The sequence below is a fragment of the Verrucomicrobiia bacterium genome, from assembly GCA_035629335.1.
Classification (GTDB): Bacteria; Patescibacteriota; Saccharimonadia; order Saccharimonadales; family Saccharimonadaceae; genus DASUUR01.
In genome coordinates this window covers 1-19,084 of record DASPIB010000007.1, presented here as the reverse complement: position 1 = coordinate 19,084, position 19,084 = coordinate 1, and the positions used below count along the sequence as shown (strand labels likewise).

Here is a 19,084-nt window from a genome sequence, read left to right as displayed (position 1 = left end):
GAGCTTGCACAGCTTTTCCAGAGCCAAGTACACCACCCTCGCCAAACTGCCGGTTTTCCTCATTTCAGCCATTACTCCACAACCTATACCCCGCTCCCACCCACAGCTCTATACACAACCAAAAATACCCGTTTCACCCTGTTTTCCGCCCCTTTTTCCGCACTTTCCACACTCCCTACTATGACTACTACGTATTTATATAAATTAGTAATACAATAATAGAAGAAGGCTAATGACCCATCATGAAACTGACCGTCACCCAGGAAAATCTTACTAAAGCACTCACTGCCGTGGGGCGGGTTGCCAGTGGCAAAACGCCCTTACCAATTTTGAATAACATTTTGCTGCGCACCGACAGCAACCGCTTAGTGGTAGCGGCCACCAATTTAGAAATCGCCATTACTGAGCATATTGGTGCCAAAATTGAACAAAACGGTGCCGTCACTGTACCGGCTCGCTTGATGACTGAATTTATTAGTAACCTACCAAAGGGCAATGTGGAACTTGTTGCTGACGGCGCGCACCTAAAAATAACCGCAGGTCGCTATAGCTCGATGATCCACGGCATGGAAGCGGATGAATTTCCCGAGCTTCCCACCATTTCTGAAGCGATTAGTTTTGACATTCCCCTCGAAACCTTTAAGCGCGCCGTTACCCAAACGGTACTAGCGGCTTCCGGGGATGCCACCCGGCCGATTCTTACCGGTGTCTACGCCCATACTTACGAAGGGCAGCTGTATTTTGTGGCCAGCGATGGCTATCGGCTGGCCGAGCGCCGGATTCAACCGGTAGCTGGCGAACTGGCGGCAATTATTCCGGCCAGCACCCTGCAAGATGTCCTGCGGGTGGCGCCAGAAAGTAGCGCCAGCGTGTCGTTGCTCTTCGATGATACCCAGGTGCGGTTCCGGATGAATGAAGTCGAGGTGACCAGCCGGCTGATTGACGGCACCTTCCTTGATTACCGCCAATTGATTCCGAAAACCACTGAGCACACCGTAGAACTCGAAAAAGCCGATTTCACCCGAATTACTAAAATCGCCAGCCTGTTTGCCCGCGAAAGCGGCGGCAGCGTGGTGGTAAAAACCGATAGCACCAAACAGGCCCTGTCGATGCACTCTATCGCCTCGCAGCTGGGCGAGAACACTTCAGAAGCCGCTGGTAAGGTGGTTGGCGACGGCGAAGTCACCCTTAATTCACGTTATCTGCTCGAAGCCTTAAACTGCATCGATAGCGCTGATGTGCGCTTTGCTTTTGGCGGCAAGCTGGCACCTTGCGTGTTAACGGCCATTTCGGACGACCCCGACTACCAGCACATTATTATGCCCATGAAGAGCTAAGATGTTTCGCCGGCTGCAGCTCTCGTATTTTCGGTCGTATACTGATGCCGCGGTCGATTTTTCCCCTGCTGTAACAATAATTAGTGGCCCAAACGGCAGCGGCAAAACCAATATCCTTGAGGCGCTGTACGTGCTCTCTCGCGGCAGCTCGTTTCGCGCTAGCGACAGCGAACTATTGCAATTTGGTGCCCAGTGGTGGCGACTGGCGGCAATCACTACTGAGGGTGATCGGAAAATCGCTTTTGACGCCCGCAAAGACACGAGCCGAAAACAGGTAGAAATTGAAGGCCATAAAAAACAGCGCTTGGCGGCCAGCCAAAGGTTACCGCTGGTATTATTTGAGCCCAATGATCTGCGGCTACTGACCGGTTCACCAGCCCGCCGCCGTGACTTTATTAACCTATCGATCGCCCAGCTCGAACCGCACTACGGTACCCAGCTCAATAAATACGAGCGAGCGCTCAAACAGCGCAACAATTTGCTAAAGGCCGAAACTATACGTGACGATGAACTGTTTGTCTGGAATATGTTGCTGGCCGAACTGGGCGCGGCAATTGTCACGGCGCGGCACCAGCATATTGCGCGGCTGGAGGCTCGGTTAACTGAGGTCTACCGCTCAATCGCTCAAAATAACGACACCATTACTATTAGCTACTCTCAAAGCCCGCAGAGCCATCCACAGCAGTATTTGCTTGATCGTCTGCACGCCCATGCCGAGCGCGACCGTTTATACGGCTTCACTAGCGTCGGCCCGCACCGAGATGATATCCTGTTCCAGTTTAACGGCTCACCGGCCACAGCCGTCGCCTCACGCGGCGAGACGCGTAGTATTGTACTGGCGTTGAAGTTGATTGAAATCGCTTTGGTAAAAGAATTACTTGGCAAAAAACCGCTGCTGCTGCTCGATGATGTTTTTAGCGAACTCGATAGCATCCGCCGAAAAGCCCTGGTGTCGGTTGGGCGAGATATCCAAACGGTTATCACCACCACCGACGCCGACATTAGCCAGGAATTCGGGCCGGAAGTCCGGCATATCACCTTGCCGCTTTAGTAGTCGAAAATAAGTCGTGGATTGTGTTTGAGTAATCCGTCGTTGCGTAGCCGCTGGGTGACGACATATTCCGCTCGCTGTACTTCGCTTGGTTCAGCGATCATGCGTCCGGTGCGGTGATCAGAAATCACGCTGACTGCCAGGCGGACGTAAATATGGCTATCGCTGTAGTCCATTAGTCGGATTGGCAGCGATCGATCGGCGTAGGGCAGCTTGTCTTCTAGGCGGGTAGCTGGCCGGGCTGTTTCTTCAATCATGTAGGTGTGGGTGGTGTCGCCCGAGCCGTTTCGGACATAGGTGTTAAAGAGGACTTGCGGCCCCATAGCCTGAACATTACCGAGGCGCAAGTTTTTGCTGGCAAATACCAGCCGGGTTTCGTGGGTGCCGGTGTCGTAGCGGTAGAGTTTGTCGCCGCGGACGTATACTAGGCTTTCGCCGTTATCGACGCTAGTGATATCGGGGCTTACTAATGTTGCTTTGACGCGGTCGCCATCGCGCTCCAAGCGGTAAAGTTTTTCATCGCTCACCGCGAACAACGTACCGTCTTTGATCATGAAAAGATTGTCGACCCCGGCGAGGCCATCTATAGGTAGGCTATAGCTTGGGTTTTTGTGCTGGCCAGCGGTGTCGAATACTTCAAGGGTAGGCAAAATTGCTTTTTCTTTATGCTCTGTTGCTTCGTGGCTGTCTGGTGGGTGTGAGGTCGGGCCAAAGTAACAAGCTATTTGACTGGTGTTCATAGAACAGAGTGATACATCAAAGCTTGGATTAATCTTTATTTTGCGCTGCAACTGAACTGTATTGGTGCCATTCTTAAGGTCGCCATAATAAAATAACTCCCCTCTTTGGCGGTTTAAGATAGCAAAGCCAGGGTGATCTTTGCTGGTTTTATTAGTAATAAGTAGTAGGTCACGCTCAGCGTCGTCGGGTGCATTTATTGGCAGGTGAGCGACAGTAGCCAGTGGTGCGCCAGGTTCGCGGTATTCTAAACTAAAATTGCCTGATTCGTCACTAAAAGTCAGATTACCGTCGCGGTAACGCACGAAATTGAACTGTTGCACGGGGCTGTCGTCGACTATACTCACCCGCCATGGCCCATTGTTTGGCCGGTTAAATTTAAGGACTCGTTGCAGGTTGGTGCAATTATAGCTAAAAACACCATAATTATTCACAATCTCACAGCCTGAGCCTTCGGCGCCAATTTTTTCTACGGACCGTTGTTTCTTAGGCTTCACCACGATATCTGTCGCGCCGAAAAGAGGCAAGCTTTTAATTGGGGTGACTGTTTCGGTGTCTTCACCAGTAGTGACGAGCTGTGCGGCGCCACGTGGCACTAAGCTGTAACCGAATAGTGTTGTAATAGCTTTTTCTTCGCCGCTTGTTTCAAGGGCTTTAGTGGTGAGCTTACTGGCTGTAATGCCTGTCTCGGGTTGCAAGGTAATGCGCACCAGCGCGTACTGGACAATTAACGATAATATAGTCAGCACAAAAACCACTAAAATTCCGGCAACAATCCAAAACTGCACCGATTTTCCAGCAATCGTAACTTTGCCATTATTATCAACTTGCATTATACCCTCACCTCGTTCGACTTTAATTCTTCGTACAGCTTATCAATCAATGGTACTAAGCGCTTATCTCGAGTTGACTCTCGGCCGTCTGGACTTTGATCTATATGAAGATGAGGAAGTGAGCCATCGCCCTTATCAGTACACCGCGGCTCGCCAATTTCTGCTATTTTTTGGCCAGCTTGAACAGTGTCACCTTCTTTTATGGTCACATTTTGTACGTGAATATACCAGTACTGTGCGTTATCCTCGCCAATAAGCTGGAAAATGTAACAACCTTGATGGCCACGATATACGGATAAATTCTCAATTTTCCCTTTATAAATTGCGATAACTGGCTTCCCTACGGTGGCCCCAGCATTGCCGCCCGGCGAGTCTTTGTGGAATAAGTCGAATGCAGGCGTTCCGTCATGGTGACAAATGCTTGAGCATGGCCAGCGATAGCCGTTCGAAATGTCTTCTTTTGGAATGCCGCCTACTGGGAATGCATAACCTTCAGCGTTAACATTGCCACCATCTCCACATGAAAGATTACTCGCACCACCATTTGGGCCACCCGCTTCATTTCGAGGATTAAGAGGGTCAACAAAGCGATTACCTTCTGCTAGGTACGCCTGTTTAAAGTCGCTGGCAATCAACCAAAAGCCCATTTTGACATAATCGGAGTTTTCATTACGCGGGAAGGTGTTCAGTGTTTGGCCATCAGGAGCGCCGCTGCCGTTATACTTGGCCATGAAGTACATCAGGCTAGCTTTATCGGGTGCCATGCTGCGGTAGAAGGGTAAGCTGCTGTAAGCCGTTTGCGGATCGCCTGTGTAGCCGGGTAGAATCGGCAAGCCCGCCGAGCCTTCTTGGTGCTTGAAGGCGGCAATAACGGCAATTTCAGGGTTGTTGCGATCGGCTAGAGTGTAGCCAGGCATCATACTCTGCCAAGTCGGTACAATAAACTGCCACGGGCCAGCAGCGCCGGCGTGTGACACACCCCAGTCTTTATCGTACGGTGGCCATTCGCGGTTTTCTACCCATAAGGTTGCGGCCACTAGTCGCGGGTCAACTTTCGGGAAGTCAGGGATATGCTTGGCGATCAAGCTACGCCACGGTTCGGGTACGTTGGCGATGCTTTCGGCACCCGGTCCGCCACCACTGCCTGGGCCGCAGACGCTGGACGATTTATCGTACCAGACGTTATTGGTTTCGGTGTAAAAGTCGGAGGTAGATTGTGCAAAAGCAATACTCTGCAACGACGGCGCTACCAGTGCGGCGCAGGCTACTGCAAGTAGACACTGTTTAATTCGTAAATAAAAGTATTTCATTACGGTGCGTTATTTCCTACGTCAATATGAAGGTGATTGCAAGTATCCTCAAAATAATTTATTCCAGAAGGTAGATTAATGGAACCCATACACTGTTTCTCGCCGATGCCGCCACCTTGTGGCAAGAACTTAGCGATATGCTCACTAAATTCTCTCGCGATATTCCCTGCCTGATTATTATTACGGATATCACTTAGCTCTATGCCATTTATAGCATTTAAGTCCACTGCCCTCCCGGTGTAATGCCGTGAAGAACTACCGTGATCGCCATTCGTGGTGTAGCCTATCCTAAATTTATAGCTTTGAGCAGCCTGTAATAGTGCGCGCATCATCGATGTGGACATAGGAGTCGTCGTTCCTATATGCTCCACTTTGGCAGGTTCGCCCTTCGCCGTCGCTTCAAATGAAGCCCGAGCCGCCGCTCCCTCAAAACTAATATTATTGAATTCAATATTCTTGTGCTCTAAAATCTGCTGTGCCAGCGACTTGGCATCACCGCTAATGTTGGTGCCGCCGCCTCCACCGCCACTGCTTGAGGCGCCAATGCCAAGCTTGTCTTCGGCGGCGTCTTTGCGGCTTTGGTCATCGTTTTCGTAGCCTAAGAATATGCGGAAGTACCGGTATTTCACCTCTTTGCTCAAGCAAATGCCAGAGCCTTTATCGGCAACATCGATCCCCGACCCGTCTTCGGTGACTGGCACATCAACCGAATCCATGCAGATTTCTTTAAATTCTTTTAGCTCGTCGTTGTGGGCGCCGGTATCGCCATTGACGTAGCGGTTATCAATCATCCATTTATCAACTGCGCCGGGGTTCCACTTCGGGTCGTCGGTTAATAGTTCGCCATCCGGGCCAGCGATGTTACCGCAAACCGCAGTGGTTGCGAGATTGAGCTTTTTGTTGGCTTCGTCGTGACACAAATCGCCGCGGTAGGGGTCAACTGCTTCTTGGGCGTACGCCGAACTGGTCAGCAGGCTTGGTACTGCGCCTAATCCGTTGCTCACGAGCCCGGCCCCCTGCCCGGCCAGGGCCATAAGGTTCGGGTTTTGGGTTAGGGTCGATAAGAACGGCGTTAAGGCCATCGCCATGCGGTTCGTGAAGCTCATGGGGTTTTCCCAATTAAGCACACCGGCTTCTTTAGCTTCTATCTCGCGAACGGCCGCAATAGTGCGCTGCTCGTCTTTGGTGGAAGCTTCAATCGCAGCTACTTCTTCATTAGTCAGGAACTTCATGCCGCTCGACTTTCCGACTTCCGCGCCGAGGCCTGCTAGTCCGGCGACCAAAGCATTACCGGCACCAAAACCGCCTTCGGGGTCTTTTTCAGGGTCAGGGGCGACGGTTCCGGCGAGTACTTGTATTAAGTACGGCGTCGCAAACTGAGCCACTAAGCCCATAGCGACACCTTTCGCAGCGCCAACAGCCGCCCCAAAGGCCACGCCGCCAACGCCGCCGGTAAGGATCGATGAAATAATACCCCCCATAATCAGCCCAATCTGCCCAATAGGCGAACCAACTGCCTTGCAGACCGACGGCGATACCTGGCCCATGTTCAAGAAACCGGCTAACCGGTCGAGCGCTTGGCGCATCCCGCCACCGACCGTGAAGCGTTGAATTGCTTCTTGATTTGGTACTTTGCCTTCGTTAATTAAGGTAACGGCCAAAGAATCCGACACCGTTTTGCCCTTCGATTCTGGCTTGGTGCTTTGGCGTAATAATATGCCAGCCAACACGCTCGCGCCCACCAAAGTGATGGCGTTAGCCTTCAGCTGGTCACCACCTACCAGGAATAGTGAGGCATACTGCATTAACTGAGCCGCTGCGTAAACCTTCATGGCCAGCGTGAGCGTACGGATCACCTGATACAGCGAACAATACGCATCAACCCCGGCCAGGGCACCGAGCAAAGCGCCTTTCGCCCCGCCCTTCACGCCGCTGGCAACGGTATTACCAAGCTTGGTGAGGGTTTCGCTATCGCCATTCAGCAGCCCAGATGGATCTGGCAATGAACCTGGCGGAACGCCACTTTCGACCGCCTCCTTGCTTAAAGCCTCGGCACTCGAAACCAGCTCGGCGCCAACTCCTTCAAGCTGATCAACATTGAGCCGCGGCTTCCCTTCTTGGTTATACTGACTTTCATCAATATTCGCCCGGCCAGCATCGGCGTTGCCTCGTGAGTAAAGATGCTGGCGAATTTTTTTAATCACGCCTTCGCGGTCTTTCTCTTCGCCAGTGACCCCGCGCCGATTGACCCCAAGTTTCCCGACCAGCTTCGACACCACCGATTTTGAACGCAAATTAAAGGACAGCGGCGTCATAACCTTGCCATAGCGCGATCGAAAACCGGGGTCGGTGCGGAAGGAGCTTTCAAAATTACCGCCATCAATCGTTTTCTGCTTCTTGGTGAACGGATCCTCAAAACTCATCGAGGTAACGAAAGTCTTTTGGGGGCTGCCGCGAGTTTCGGTTTTTACGTCAAAACCGGCGTTTTTTAATTTCTCGAGCTCTTTATCGGTGACACCTTGGTTGTGTCGGCAGCGCCATTTGTTGTCGGTACAGCCGTTTTTATCGCCAAAGTAGATCTGCTTCATCAGTTTGCTCGCCCGTCGGCCGACGCCAATTTCTTGGTATTTGGTCATCCAGCGGGTGCCCATTTCTTTTAAGTGCAAGAAAATACCGGCTGGCGCAAAAAAGACAAACAGATAGACTAAAATGGCGATAATTATGACGGCAACAGCGCCGATGCCCGTGCCTTTCTTGTGCTTTCGAAGAAAGGCTAAAGCCCGCCCCCACGGCCCGGCGGCCGATAAGGCGGCATTGGTGGCGGCATTTGCCATAGTATTAGCGGCAGCGCCGGCGCCAGTGCGTTCGCTTTTTGCGGCGCTATCAACGGTGGCAGCACCAGTCGCCGCGCCATTTTCTCGGTCACGGGCGGAGGTCCCGCCACCGCCAGCAGTACCGGGCGTCCGGTTAAATTCGTCCTGGGCCAGCCGCTCGGCTGGGTCAAGTTCGGCATCGGGTCGGTTAAGTGTGGCGTTTGGCATACCTGCTTATATCCCCGGTAAGGTTAGACGGTCCCTAAATAATCAGCCCCAAAATTTTGGTCGGTCGCAGTACTAGCGCCACGGCTCGGGCTGGTCGATACTAATCCGTGTTCGGTTTGGCTGGCGATAATTTGTAAATGTACGTGGTTTTGGCCGGCAAAGAACAACCCTTGGCCAACCGGGAAGTTTGCCAGGCGTTTCTTTTCTTCTTCGGTCAGTTTAAATACGTCCGATAATACATCCACTGCGCTCGACGATTGCTTTAACAGTAGCTGCATGCTCGAGTTGGCCACAATCGCCCGGCCCATTTTACTGCCCATAAAGTCTTCGACGTCTTGGGTGATGGTGGTCAGACCCAGCTGGTATTTCCGGGCTCGCTTTGCCAGGCTAAACAAGAAGTTCGCTGAGTCGTCGTATTTCATCAGCTGCCAGGCTTCATCGACAATTAGCATACGCTTTCGTTGTTCGGTACGGGTCTTGTTCCAGATGTGCGACAGCACGATGTACATCGCTACTGGCCGGAGTTCATCCTCGAGGTCGCGAATGTTAAACACCACCATATTGTTATTAATATCAATATTTGACGGTTGCGAAAAAATCCCCGCAAACGTACCGGTGGTGTATTTTCGCAGCCGCTGTGCCAACTGCGGACCAGAGCCGCCCATGTGCAGCAAGGTTTCGTACATGTCGTTGATGGTCGGGGCTGGTGAATGGTGGGTTAGCGGGTCGCTGGTGATGCCGGCCCGGGCGTAGGTGTCAATTAGCGCTTGGTCAAGATCGGCTTCTTCTGCCGGGCTTAAACCAGTTGTCAGGGTGCCATTAGCGGCGGTTTGGGCGCCACCCAGCATTAGTCGCAGCAGCCCATGGAGCGTCACCAAGTTTGCCCGCAAAGCGTCATCGGCATCATCGCTATCGATTACCTGCGGCAGGTCAAACGGGTTGATGCGGGTTTCAGAATTTAAGCTCAGGCGAACATAACTACCGCCCACCGCTTCGGATAGCTTTTGGTACTCGTTTTCCGGGTCAATAATAATAACATCGGTGCCGGTCATCATGCTGCGCAGCGCTTCCAGCTTCACTGCAAACGACTTACCAGCACCCGACTTCGCAAATACCACCATGTTGGCGTTTTCCAGGCTAAAGCGGTCAAAAATCACCAGGCCGTTGTTGTGCATGTTCACGCCGTACAAAATGCCTTTTTCTTGGGTTAAATCGGCACTAGTGAACGGAAAGCTGGTCGAAATCGCCCCAGTGTTCATATTGCGGCGAATCTGCAGCTGATCGGACATCTGTGGGAAGGTGCTGTTCATGCCCTGTTCTTGCTGGCTGGAAGCAACTTTACTAAAGACTAATTGCTGGCCAAGAATAGTTTCAATCTTGTGCTGCACAAAGTTCAGTTCGTCCAGGCTATCAGCGTACATCGTAATATACAGGCCATAGCGGAAGAAGCGCTCGGCGCCCACCTGTAGCTGGTTGCGCAGTTCTTCGGCGTCCTGGATGGCCGCTTCCAGCTGCGGGTCGCGCACTCGGCCTTTTTCGGCGTTGATATTCAGGCTGGCTTCCAGCTGGGTGACTTTTTTGCGCAGGTTATTTAACACCACCTGGCTTTCGACCGGGTAAATGAACATGCTAATATCGATCACCTCATCGATATTAATAATCGAACTCAACCAGCCGGTGTAAATTTGTCGCGGATAGGCATAAACATACAGTGTGCGGGCATAGCGCGTTCCTAGCCTGAAATAACTAGTGTTAATTTCAATACTACTTGGGGCAATTAGGTCGCGAAGGGTGGTAATGCCCTTTAAAAACTCCTGTTCGATCTCTTGCTGCTCGCGGGCGCGTTGTTGCGCGGCGATATCAATCGGATCTTTTTTCTTTTTTCCGCCAAACAAACCCATACTAGAACTCCCCTCCTAAGGTGTGCGGCCGTGGTGCTTCGCCATCGCCTTTTTGGACAAAAGTGCTGGTGAGGTTTTCAAAATCGCCAATTGGCTCGCGCACGGCTGTATCGGGGTTATACACGTTGTAATACAGCTCGCCAAGTTCCTTAGTACTCAGTTGCACCGAGCGAATACCAATCTGAAACAACCCGCTCAATACCGCATTCACGCGATTTTTAATTTCGTCTTGGGCTTTATCGTAGGTGGCTTGGTCGATCCGAACGGTGGTGCGCTGTTGGGGTACAAACAGGTTTGATAGTAGGTTCTTGCTGTTATTGACGGCGCTGCTAATATCTCCCGATGGATAGTACGGCACCACCACAAAGAAGCTTTTATCCATAATATTAGCTTCTTCAGACAGCGCGGCGATAAAATCGATGTAATCGTCCATTAATACCCCAAGGAGCATATTATCCTGCGAGCGCCGAATGTTCGACAGCCGCTCGATATACGGGCCAATATCTACCCGCTGCGAGCGGATAAAAATCTGCACCGGAAAGTACAATGAATTCAAGAAACTTTGGTAAGAATACTCGACCCCTTCGCGCTCGCGCGAGCTCATAAGGTCGAAGTTAATCGATTTACAAGCAATAACCGCCCGAAAACTGCCGTCATTCATCACCACCATGCCGTCGCGAATCTCGGAAATCAGCAGGGTATTTTGGGTACTATTAGGGTTGCGCTTGACTGGCGGTGCTGCATTTTGGGTATTAGAAGTAGGGGCCGGACCGGCTGGATTTTGTTGGGATGGTGACGATGGTTGCATGTAGTATGACCTCTGCTATTTCTGTTTAGAATCCTGCTTATCGCAAGGAAATAACGACCTCTTCCCCATTCTGCTTTTCTTGCAGACGGTGCGCCTCGTGGGCAATTGTGCTAATAGATAAGTCAGGATTAGTAGCTAACTTCATTATATCAGGCGATAGCTGTTCTTCGCTAGGGGGTGCGGCTGGTTGTGGTTGGCTTGGTGCAGCTGGTTCGGCGCTTTTTGGCGGCGCAGCGGGCGCGGTGCCGAGTGGCTGCACCACGTGCTGATGAATTGTCGGGTACGGGTTAAACTGCGGAATGGCGCCAGGTTCGTCGGCGGCCGGTGCTGGCGTGTTAGGCTGCTGGCTAGTTTGCGCTGGCGCGGCTTGCGTGGCGCCAGTTGTTTTGCCGGCAGTAAATTGGTCGTAAGGGTTACCCGGAACGGCTGGTTGCTGTTGGGCTTCCCGCGAGACCTGCTGCATCCGGGCGCGCATTTCTTCTTTGCGGGCGGCATCGCTCTGTTCAATCAAAGAATTAAACGACTGCGATACGCCGGCTGTTTCGTCCATCATGTCAGTGGCTTCTTCGGCTTCCAGGGCAATATCTTCCACCAGCGACGAATTGCCTGCCGCATCCCCTACCCCACGCGATGCCCAGCCGCGGGTGTCCATCAACTGCGCCAAGTACGACAACCGGTTAACGGCTTCGTTCTCGCTAATGCCTTTGGTGCGCTGTTCTTCAATCCGCCGCGGTGCAGTAATTTGCACTAGTGACATCGTGCCATCTGGGTCCCACATGCGTTTTTTTGGCTTCAAAAAGAATTGCACCAGTGCCGCCAGGTACGTTTCCATTGGCTGGTCCTTTTTAAGAGGTAGTGCCAGTGCACCAAAAGCAATAATCACCGGCAGCGGGATGGCTATTAAGAAAATTGAAATCTGGGCCAACCCCCAAGCAATCGCCCCAGCGATGACCGCAATAATAAGGTAAATAAACTGTCTGAAGCTAAACGGCCCCAGCAGCTTATCTTCTGCTTCAACATCTTGCGGAACTTTATAGACTGCCATACGTTACCTATTGCCCACCCGAAGCGCTTTTTGTGCGCGATGAGATATATTTCACTCTTTTTAGTGTAGAGGATTGTCGGGCAAAAAGCAAAATGCTGAATTAGTGCCTAAATATTAAATATATCTTAACTTTATAAGCAGACAACGACTTACATATGTTGATATCCAAACTTCTGTGGCCTCAAATTCCAAAGGGAAGAAGATAGCGATGGCTGCTTCTACATGAGGAACCGGCGGAAGTGCATGGACAAATGATGTCACTGAGAAAATTGCGGTACTACCTCCGGCGGCACCTTCTGGAAAAGTTACAAGCAGAGGTAAATGACCAAACGGCCTTGGCGTTTTCTTGTCACGCGGGCCTTATAGTAATCGTAGCACTGATTGTATAAACCCCGCGTCCCCATGCCCCGCTACTTGTCAAACTCTTTAGGAACAGTAACTTTAAGGTCGCTAGCTGATTTTTTGATCGCCCTGCGCGATTCCTGGGTAAGGGTAGTTTTAGCGTTCTTGTTAACTGAGAGTGCATCAAGTGCTCTTTCGAAGGCGGCCTTAGCAGCTGCCTGTTTGCCCGCATCTTTAATGCCACCTATATATGTACCAATTAACTCGATTTGATCTGGTTTTTGCGATAAGAGATATTGCTGACTCATATTTTCTCTAATCTTATTATTACGGATGTTCTGACCCTCCTTATCTGCTTCGTAATCTGTTTTTCCTTGCTGTCGACTATTTGCGTAAACTGCCGCATGATAGAACAGAGGTTGAGCTTCAGTGCGAATCTTGGAAGAGCTCCGGATTGCTTTGGCTGCGAGCAACCGATTCTCATTGCTCTCCTTAGTGCCTGATTGATTAAAAATCATTTGTAACTTATCAGACGCGCCGATTTCGCCTAACTGTTTCATTGCCGCAAGCTTTGCAAACTGATTATTTTTGTTCTTATCGTTTTTGATAAACTTGACCAGTTGTTCCTTGTCGTTCGTAATCCCAAGCTGCTCAAGCTGGTCTGTCGCCAGTTTGATCTCTTCTGCCTCAAATGTATTACCCATGCGTGATCGCAAATAACGTGCCCGTGCCTGTGAGCGTGGAGTCACTCCCCCAAGCGTCCCGGTACCAATACGCCGGCCAACATTAACCACCTTGCCAAATCCAGTGGCGCGGGGGTCGTAGTTTGAGGCAATTTCGCCTTTTCCAAGGTTTGTAGCATCTTGGCGTCGCTTACGGATATTATCAACCCAGCCCTTGCCTTTATTGTTAGTCCATACACCAAAGCGCTCGCCAATACCGCCTGCCACCCTTAAGACTATCGGCGTTGCGCCGGCTGGTGCGGCTAAGATAATTACTACCGCTATCGGGGTCACCCAGGTGCCGTCATCGGCGCCGCCAATGCCATAAACAGCTATAACTTTTGCGACAAAAATTGCGCCGTGGAAAAGCCCCGGCAGGATAATGCCGAGTAACAGCATTCCCCTCGATCCCTTCCACCACACTTTTGTAAAACCAGAAGTACCTGGGAATAGCACCCCTAAAAATGCCAAGGCAGAAGTGGCAACTGCGAGCGTTATTATCAAATGACGTATTACTATGACCACAAATCCGGTAGCAAAAGCACCAGTAACTGCCAGCAAAATGCCAAGCAGTGCCAGCCCAATCGCTGGACCAAGCGGAGTAAACATAAGTGCAATGATGGCGCCGGCAGCTACGCCATAAAATGCCCCCATGCCAATTTCCGCGCCAGTGCCCCACTCGTCTTTGTCGGGAATGGCCCTAATGCCTATATCAACAATTCCCGATATGCCCGAGCCAATTATATTGGTGACGTCAATCGCTGCGGCGCAAATAAAGTACGAGACATTCACTAGAATTGCTGCGGCAACTAATCGTGGGAGGATGGTTTTAATGCCATAACTTGAAAGCCCCATCGATGTCGCCTGCGAGAAAATAATAATCAAGAATGATAATACAAAGATAAAGTTTGCAATATTACGAATCAACGACCATACCACATACAGCGGGTCGTTAGGGTCGAACGATAGCGGCTTCAGCACCAATAAGTCTTCTATTATATCCACAATCACCCCATTGGCCGCTACCAGCCCCTGCACCAGTGGGCACAAAATCCAACCCAACAAGCCGCCCGAGCAGGCGGCATCGTCGGTGTTGTTACCGGTACCTGGGGCGGGTTCATCAACCTTGCCATCGCCATTTGGGTCGTTGGCCGGCGGCGGATTAGTTGAATTGTATATCGTTAACGGTGCTGAGCGGTCCATGCCAATATAGGCCGGGTTGCCTGGACCCGGGTCGTTGGTGGCTCGCTTGTTACACGAATCAATGTACTGTTGACGATCATCTGGATCGAGCTGAATACCTTCAATGTTGTCTTTGACCCCTGGGATAATGACGCCAATTGTGCCCACGTGCACAGTATTGCCGGCAATGCTCAGTGTTACCCAGTACCAACAGTCACTAAAGGGATACTTAACATTTGTGTTTTCGCCACCGACTTTATATAGAAAAGTTTTGGTGGAATATATAGTGTGCGGTCCGCGCCCGGGTGCCGGTTGAAAAGAGACAACATTGTCGCCATATACACCCCCGGTTCCGGTAATGGTGGTCGTTGGGCCTTTGCTTTCATTTTTATAGTACTTTTCACCGGCTGCATGGGCGATATCGCCACCGCCAAAGGTACTAAAAAGAAGTGTCGCTGCAAAAGCGACCACCGCACCCAAGAAATAGCGCCGTAAGCCTGTGAACATCTTACGCTTATTTTATATCAAGTTGAGATAAACGACAATTAGTCAAACAATAAATTATTGCTTTTAACTTTTCACTGCCCTCTTCCCGGCAGGCCGATAGATAAATTAGTGTTGCAATAGTATAAAGGGTGTTACATAATTAATCATAAAGATAATGAAAAATATGAAAAAAACACGCCTTAATTCATTGCTAACACCATTGTTTCTCGCTATTGCGTTAGCCGTGAGCGCAGTTACCAGCGTTATTCAAGCTCAACCAGCGGCGGCGGCACAGTGTGGGCCAATACAAACGGCTTTTGATTTCGGTTGCACAAACGTCGACCCAAATGCGGGCGATAGCCGTAATCCTATCTTTCATATAATAATTGTCGCCATTAACTTCATGGCGGTTGGGCTTGGCATAGTAGTGCTATTCTTTATTATTTGGGGTTCACTGATGTACGTTACCTCAAATGGCGAAGCTGCCAAGGCGCAAAAGGGCATTAGTTATATCACTAATGCCGTGCTGGCCTTGGTGCTATTTATGGCCATGTACGCTGTGGCTAACTTCCTCATTCCAGGAGGAATCTTTACCTAATAAGGATATTACAGACATGTTTAAAAGATTATTACTCCTCATTGGCCTCGCTGGCACGCTTCTCACTGGTACTGCTGTTTCACAAACAGTCAGCGCTGCACCACTTCCCGCTTCGCAAGTCGCCCAGATAAACAACCCCAGCTGTGCGCCAATCTTCCTTACCTTTCCGGTCTGGTACCGAGGGCTGCCTGGTGGTGACCAATGCAAGCCGCAGATAACAAAAATCAGCGATGTGTGGGTAATTGCCCTCAACGTCACAGAAATGCTATTGCAAGCGGTGGCTTACGCGGCGGTTGGTTATATTATCTGGGGTGGTATCCGCTACAGCATTAGTGCGGGTGATCCGGGCAAAATTACCGCTGCCAAGAATACCATTACTAATGCAGTGATCGGCTTTGTTATCGCCCTCTCATCAATTGGTATTGTTAATTTTGTTGCGGGGTTAATCTAATAGTATGGAAAAGCTTACTTACCTTGTCGCTCAGTTCACTATCCCGAGCAACCAAGTGAACGTGCCGCAAATTACCGCCGGCAACCTAGTTGAAGCCATCTTGCAAGGTACCTTCTTTATTGTTGGTATTATTGCGGTAATTATGATTATTATTGGCGGCTACCAGTACACTACCTCAAATGGCGATCCGGCGGGTGCAGCCCGAGCCCGCAAGACCATCATTTACGCCATCGTGGGCATGGTTATTTCGTTATTTGCCTTTGTGATTATGCAATTTATACGCGGAGTATTTTAGGAGGAGATTATGAAAAAATACTTAAAAAATCTAGGCTTTTCGCTGCTGGCGGTGGTGGGCGCAGTGCTCTTAATTGCTCCGCCCGCCTCGGCAATTGACCCCTTCGATCAAGCTTGCCAGTCAAATGCCCAATCGGCAATTTGCCGTTCGTCTAATGATTCACTGCCCTCACTCATCCAGAATATTATTAATGTCCTGATTTTCTTAATCGGTGCTATATCCGTCATTATGATCGTCATTGGTGGCTTGCGCTATACAACTTCTGGTGGCGATTCGAGTGCGGTAACCGGCGCCAAAAATACCATTCTTTATGCCATAATTGGCTTAGTAGTAGCTATTTCGGCCTATGGAATTGTAAACTTCGTGTTAGCAAATATTTAAAGGAGAAACTATGAAAAAACTTCGCGTTGTTATCGCTAGTATCGCAGTAATGATCGGGCTTATCGCCCCGCTGACGCCGCAATTAGCCTACGCTCAACAGCCAACTGACCCGAGAGGACAGGCGCAAAGTGGTGTGAACGCTATTGGCGGAGAAGGTCGGAATGATTTTCCGACTATTCTGCGCAACATCATAAATATTATGCTGTTCATTATTGGTGCTATCGCTGTACTGATGATTGTGATTGGTGGGTTGCGCTACGTAACCTCGGGCGGTGACTCTGCTTCGGTAACCGGCGCTAAAAACACTGTGCTGTACGCAGTGATTGGCTTAATCGTCGCCATTATGGCCTACGGCATCGTTAACTTCATTCTCGATTCAATTACATAAGAATTAGCACTATACTTTAGTAAAAATAATGATATAATTCCCATATAAGGAGAAGCAAATAATGCAAAAAACAATCAAAAAAGCATTACAAGCGTTGCTATTTGTGCCACTACTCGCTTTAGGTGCGAGCACAGTAGTTCCAGCGACTAATGTTGGTGCGCAAGCGGCTCAGCCGTGTGACCAAAACAATCTATCAATCGGTTCGGGTGCCTCTTGTGCCCGCGGTAACGACCAAGGCGAAGACCTATTTAGTGAAAGCGGCATCTTCCGCACCATCACTAACATCTTGCTCTTCTTGGTTGGTGCGATCTCGGTGATTATGTTGATTATCGGTGGTATTCGCTACGTAGTATCAAACGGTGACCAAAACGCTGTCACAAGCGCCAAGAACACCATCCTATACGCGATTATCGGTATCATTGTTGCCTTCCTAGCATACGCAGCCGTCAACTTTGTGACGACTCAGTTGGTACAAGGTAGCAACTAGTAGCTTTCTTACGCAACTACTAAAATCCGCCCCTCTCGGGCGGATTTTTAGTTGCCTTTAGTCCATCTAATAACAAAACTCCCCTGTTTAACCAAGGGAGTTTTGTTATTAGATGAATCTATCTTTACTGAATCTGAATCTTGCGGGCTTGTTCTTGCTTCACCTTCGTAAAGCTAATGGTCAGTACGCCGTCTTTTAGCACGGCTTCTACCTCTTCTTCCTTTACGGGTACGGGCAGTGCCAGGGTGCGGCTAAACTCGCCCCAGTAGCATTCTTGAATGTGCCACTGAGTTGCTTCGGTGTCGTCGCCGCTCGAAAGCGTGCCGCTGATGGTAAGGATGCCATCAGAAATACTCACATCAAGGTCTTGCTTGTTAACGCCGGCGGTCCGGGCTTTAATAACCAGCCGTTCGGCCGTTTCATAAACGTCAACTGCCAGCTGTCCTGGCATAGTAGCTGAGTCGTCTTCTTCCCACGCTGTATCTTCTGGTTGTTGTTGCACCGCTGCTGGTGCGTCGTTGTCGTCGTTTAAAAAAGCAGCCGCAAGTTCTTCTTCAATCAACAAATCATCATTTTGCTTATGTCCTCTCGCCATAGGTCTCCTCCACTTCAAATATAGGCTCAATTGACAGTTATCCTGGCTCTTAGTATAGCTGAAAAATACGATATAATGCAACAAATAGCACGTATTGAGGTAAAAAATACAATGTTTGAAACGTTTATTTCAGGATTTGCACCGCACCGCTGTTACAATTGCCGAAAAATTGGGTCGTTATTATGCCTAAGTTGTGAAGAAAACATCGATAGATATGTAAAAAATGACTGCATTTTGTGCGCAAAACCGGCAGCTAATGGCATTTGTGCGGCTTGCGCTAACGGAACAATTACCCAAATAATTGTCGTATCCGAACGCAAAGGCTCTATTAAGCAGCTGCTCAATGGCTACAAATTTCATCGTCAGCGCGCTGCCGGCATCCATTGCGCACGGCTTTTGGCTCGAACGCTTCCCCAACTTCCCACTAATAGTTATATTGTTCCCATCCCGACTGCTGCGCGACACATTAGGCAACGTGGCTACGACCACACACTTCTTATCGCCAAGCAACTCGGTGGATTATTGAATACTTCAGTTACTCCCCTTTTACAGCGCCACCACGATAAAACTCAAGTTGGCGCTTCAAAGGCAGAACGCTTAGTACAGGCCGCTAACGCCTTCTCTACCACCGCAACGCTCGACCCTAAAGCGCACTATATTCTTATCGACGACATCATCACGACCGGCGCTACTGTGCGCGCTGCGGCTCGGGTGCTCGCACAGGCCGGAGCGCGTACCATTACCATTGCCGCCGTTGCTCACCAAAACCTCGACGAATCGCCCGATCTCTGGTAGAATAAACCATGCCTGGAGAGGTGACCGAGCGGTTGAAGGTAACGGTCTTGAAAACCGTCGTGCCAGCAATGGTACCGTGGGTTCGAATCCCACTCTCTCCGCCAAGAAAAATAGATGACTTTTTCAGGTCATCTATTTTTCTTGTCCTCAAGATCAACTTGAGTCATAAAAGTTTATGTTTCGTACAATACCCTACTGCCTCCTCAAAGAATTTTCGTCCTCGGATAGCCTCAGATAGTTTCTTGAGGGGTATCCACGCGTAATCACTATGCTCCCAACTAAGTTTTACTTCCGGGGT

17 protein-coding genes and 1 tRNA gene are annotated in these 19,084 nt (G+C 50.0%); 10 read left to right on the top strand and 8 right to left on the bottom strand.

Annotated features, from left to right (window positions below; genetic code table 11):
• Positions 1-242: 242 nt before the first annotated feature.
• Both dnaN and recF read left to right on the top strand, forming a co-directional pair.
• Positions 243-1,337 (top strand): DNA polymerase III subunit beta, encoded by a 1,095-nt coding sequence (dnaN, locus tag VD907_05890; GenBank protein ID HYG84375.1) that lies wholly within the window; start codon positions 243-245, stop codon positions 1,335-1,337.
• Position 1,338: 1 nt separating this feature from the next.
• Positions 1,339-2,388: a DNA replication and repair protein RecF gene (gene recF, locus VD907_05885; protein ID HYG84374.1), complete on the top strand. Its 1,050-nt coding sequence runs from the start codon at positions 1,339-1,341 to the stop codon at positions 2,386-2,388.
• On the opposite strand, the gene VD907_05880 is transcribed toward recF, so the two are convergent.
• The 7 genes from VD907_05880 to VD907_05850 all read right to left on the bottom strand — a co-directional run bounded on the left by VD907_05880 (position 2,385) and on the right by VD907_05850 (position 14,817).
• On the bottom strand, positions 2,385-3,959 hold the full coding sequence (locus VD907_05880; GenBank protein HYG84373.1) for a hypothetical protein: 1,575 nt from the start codon (positions 3,957-3,959) through the stop codon (positions 2,385-2,387). The two genes, recF and VD907_05880, sit on opposite strands and share 4 nt — an antisense overlap.
• Positions 3,959-5,269 carry a peptidoglycan DD-metalloendopeptidase family protein gene (locus VD907_05875; GenBank protein HYG84372.1) on the bottom strand — a complete coding sequence of 437 codons (1,311 nt, stop codon included), beginning with the start codon at positions 5,267-5,269 and terminating at the stop codon, positions 3,959-3,961. Before VD907_05875 ends, VD907_05880 begins: the two co-directional genes overlap by 1 nt.
• Positions 5,269-8,310 carry a hypothetical protein gene (locus VD907_05870; GenBank protein ID HYG84371.1) on the bottom strand — a complete coding sequence of 1,014 codons (3,042 nt, stop codon included), beginning with the start codon at positions 8,308-8,310 and terminating at the stop codon, positions 5,269-5,271. The genes VD907_05875 and VD907_05870 overlap by 1 nt, the downstream gene beginning before the upstream one ends.
• 23 nt (positions 8,311-8,333) lie before the next feature.
• On the bottom strand, positions 8,334-10,211 hold the full coding sequence (locus VD907_05865; protein ID HYG84370.1) for a DUF87 domain-containing protein: 1,878 nt from the start codon (positions 10,209-10,211) through the stop codon (positions 8,334-8,336).
• 1 nt (position 10,212) lies between these two features.
• Positions 10,213-11,019: a hypothetical protein gene (locus VD907_05860; GenBank protein ID HYG84369.1), complete on the bottom strand. Its 807-nt coding sequence runs from the start codon at positions 11,017-11,019 to the stop codon at positions 10,213-10,215.
• A gap of 37 nt (positions 11,020-11,056) precedes the next feature.
• Positions 11,057-12,064: a PrgI family protein gene (locus tag VD907_05855; GenBank protein HYG84368.1), complete on the bottom strand. Its 1,008-nt coding sequence runs from the start codon at positions 12,062-12,064 to the stop codon at positions 11,057-11,059.
• A gap of 410 nt (positions 12,065-12,474) precedes the next feature.
• Positions 12,475-14,817, bottom strand: a complete 2,343-nt coding sequence (locus VD907_05850; protein ID HYG84367.1) for a hypothetical protein — start codon at positions 14,815-14,817, stop codon at positions 12,475-12,477.
• A 163-nt stretch (positions 14,818-14,980) separates the two neighbouring features.
• Here VD907_05850 and VD907_05845 point away from each other — a divergent pair, with 163 nt between their 5' ends.
• The 6 genes from VD907_05845 to VD907_05820 all read left to right on the top strand — a co-directional run bounded on the left by VD907_05845 (position 14,981) and on the right by VD907_05820 (position 17,396).
• On the top strand, positions 14,981-15,394 hold the full coding sequence (locus tag VD907_05845) for a hypothetical protein (GenBank protein HYG84366.1): 414 nt from the start codon (positions 14,981-14,983) through the stop codon (positions 15,392-15,394).
• 16 nt (positions 15,395-15,410) lie between these two features.
• Positions 15,411-15,845 carry a pilin gene (locus VD907_05840; GenBank protein ID HYG84365.1) on the top strand — a complete coding sequence of 145 codons (435 nt, stop codon included), beginning with the start codon at positions 15,411-15,413 and terminating at the stop codon, positions 15,843-15,845.
• A 4-nt stretch (positions 15,846-15,849) separates the two neighbouring features.
• Entirely contained in the window at positions 15,850-16,140 is a 291-nt protein-coding gene (locus tag VD907_05835; GenBank protein HYG84364.1) for a hypothetical protein, read from the top strand.
• Positions 16,141-16,149: 9 nt separating this feature from the next.
• Positions 16,150-16,521 (top strand): pilin, encoded by a 372-nt coding sequence (locus VD907_05830; protein HYG84363.1) that lies wholly within the window; start codon positions 16,150-16,152, stop codon positions 16,519-16,521.
• A gap of 10 nt (positions 16,522-16,531) precedes the next feature.
• Positions 16,532-16,909 (top strand): pilin, encoded by a 378-nt coding sequence (locus VD907_05825; protein HYG84362.1) that lies wholly within the window; start codon positions 16,532-16,534, stop codon positions 16,907-16,909.
• Between the two features lie 61 nt (positions 16,910-16,970).
• Positions 16,971-17,396: a pilin gene (locus tag VD907_05820; protein HYG84361.1), complete on the top strand. Its 426-nt coding sequence runs from the start codon at positions 16,971-16,973 to the stop codon at positions 17,394-17,396.
• Positions 17,397-17,520: 124 nt separating this feature from the next.
• Here the strand turns inward: VD907_05820 and VD907_05815 are convergent, their stop codons facing one another.
• On the bottom strand, positions 17,521-17,991 hold the full coding sequence (locus tag VD907_05815) for an Hsp20/alpha crystallin family protein (protein HYG84360.1): 471 nt from the start codon (positions 17,989-17,991) through the stop codon (positions 17,521-17,523).
• A gap of 111 nt (positions 17,992-18,102) precedes the next feature.
• Between VD907_05815 and VD907_05810 the strand changes: the two genes are divergently transcribed.
• Together VD907_05810 and VD907_05805 are read left to right on the top strand one after the other, a co-directional pair.
• Complete coding sequence (locus tag VD907_05810) at positions 18,103-18,786, top strand: phosphoribosyltransferase family protein (GenBank protein ID HYG84359.1); 684 nt, start codon at positions 18,103-18,105, stop codon at positions 18,784-18,786.
• A 14-nt stretch (positions 18,787-18,800) separates the two neighbouring features.
• A tRNA-Ser gene (locus tag VD907_05805) sits at positions 18,801-18,890 on the top strand.
• Positions 18,891-19,084 lie beyond the last annotated feature (194 nt).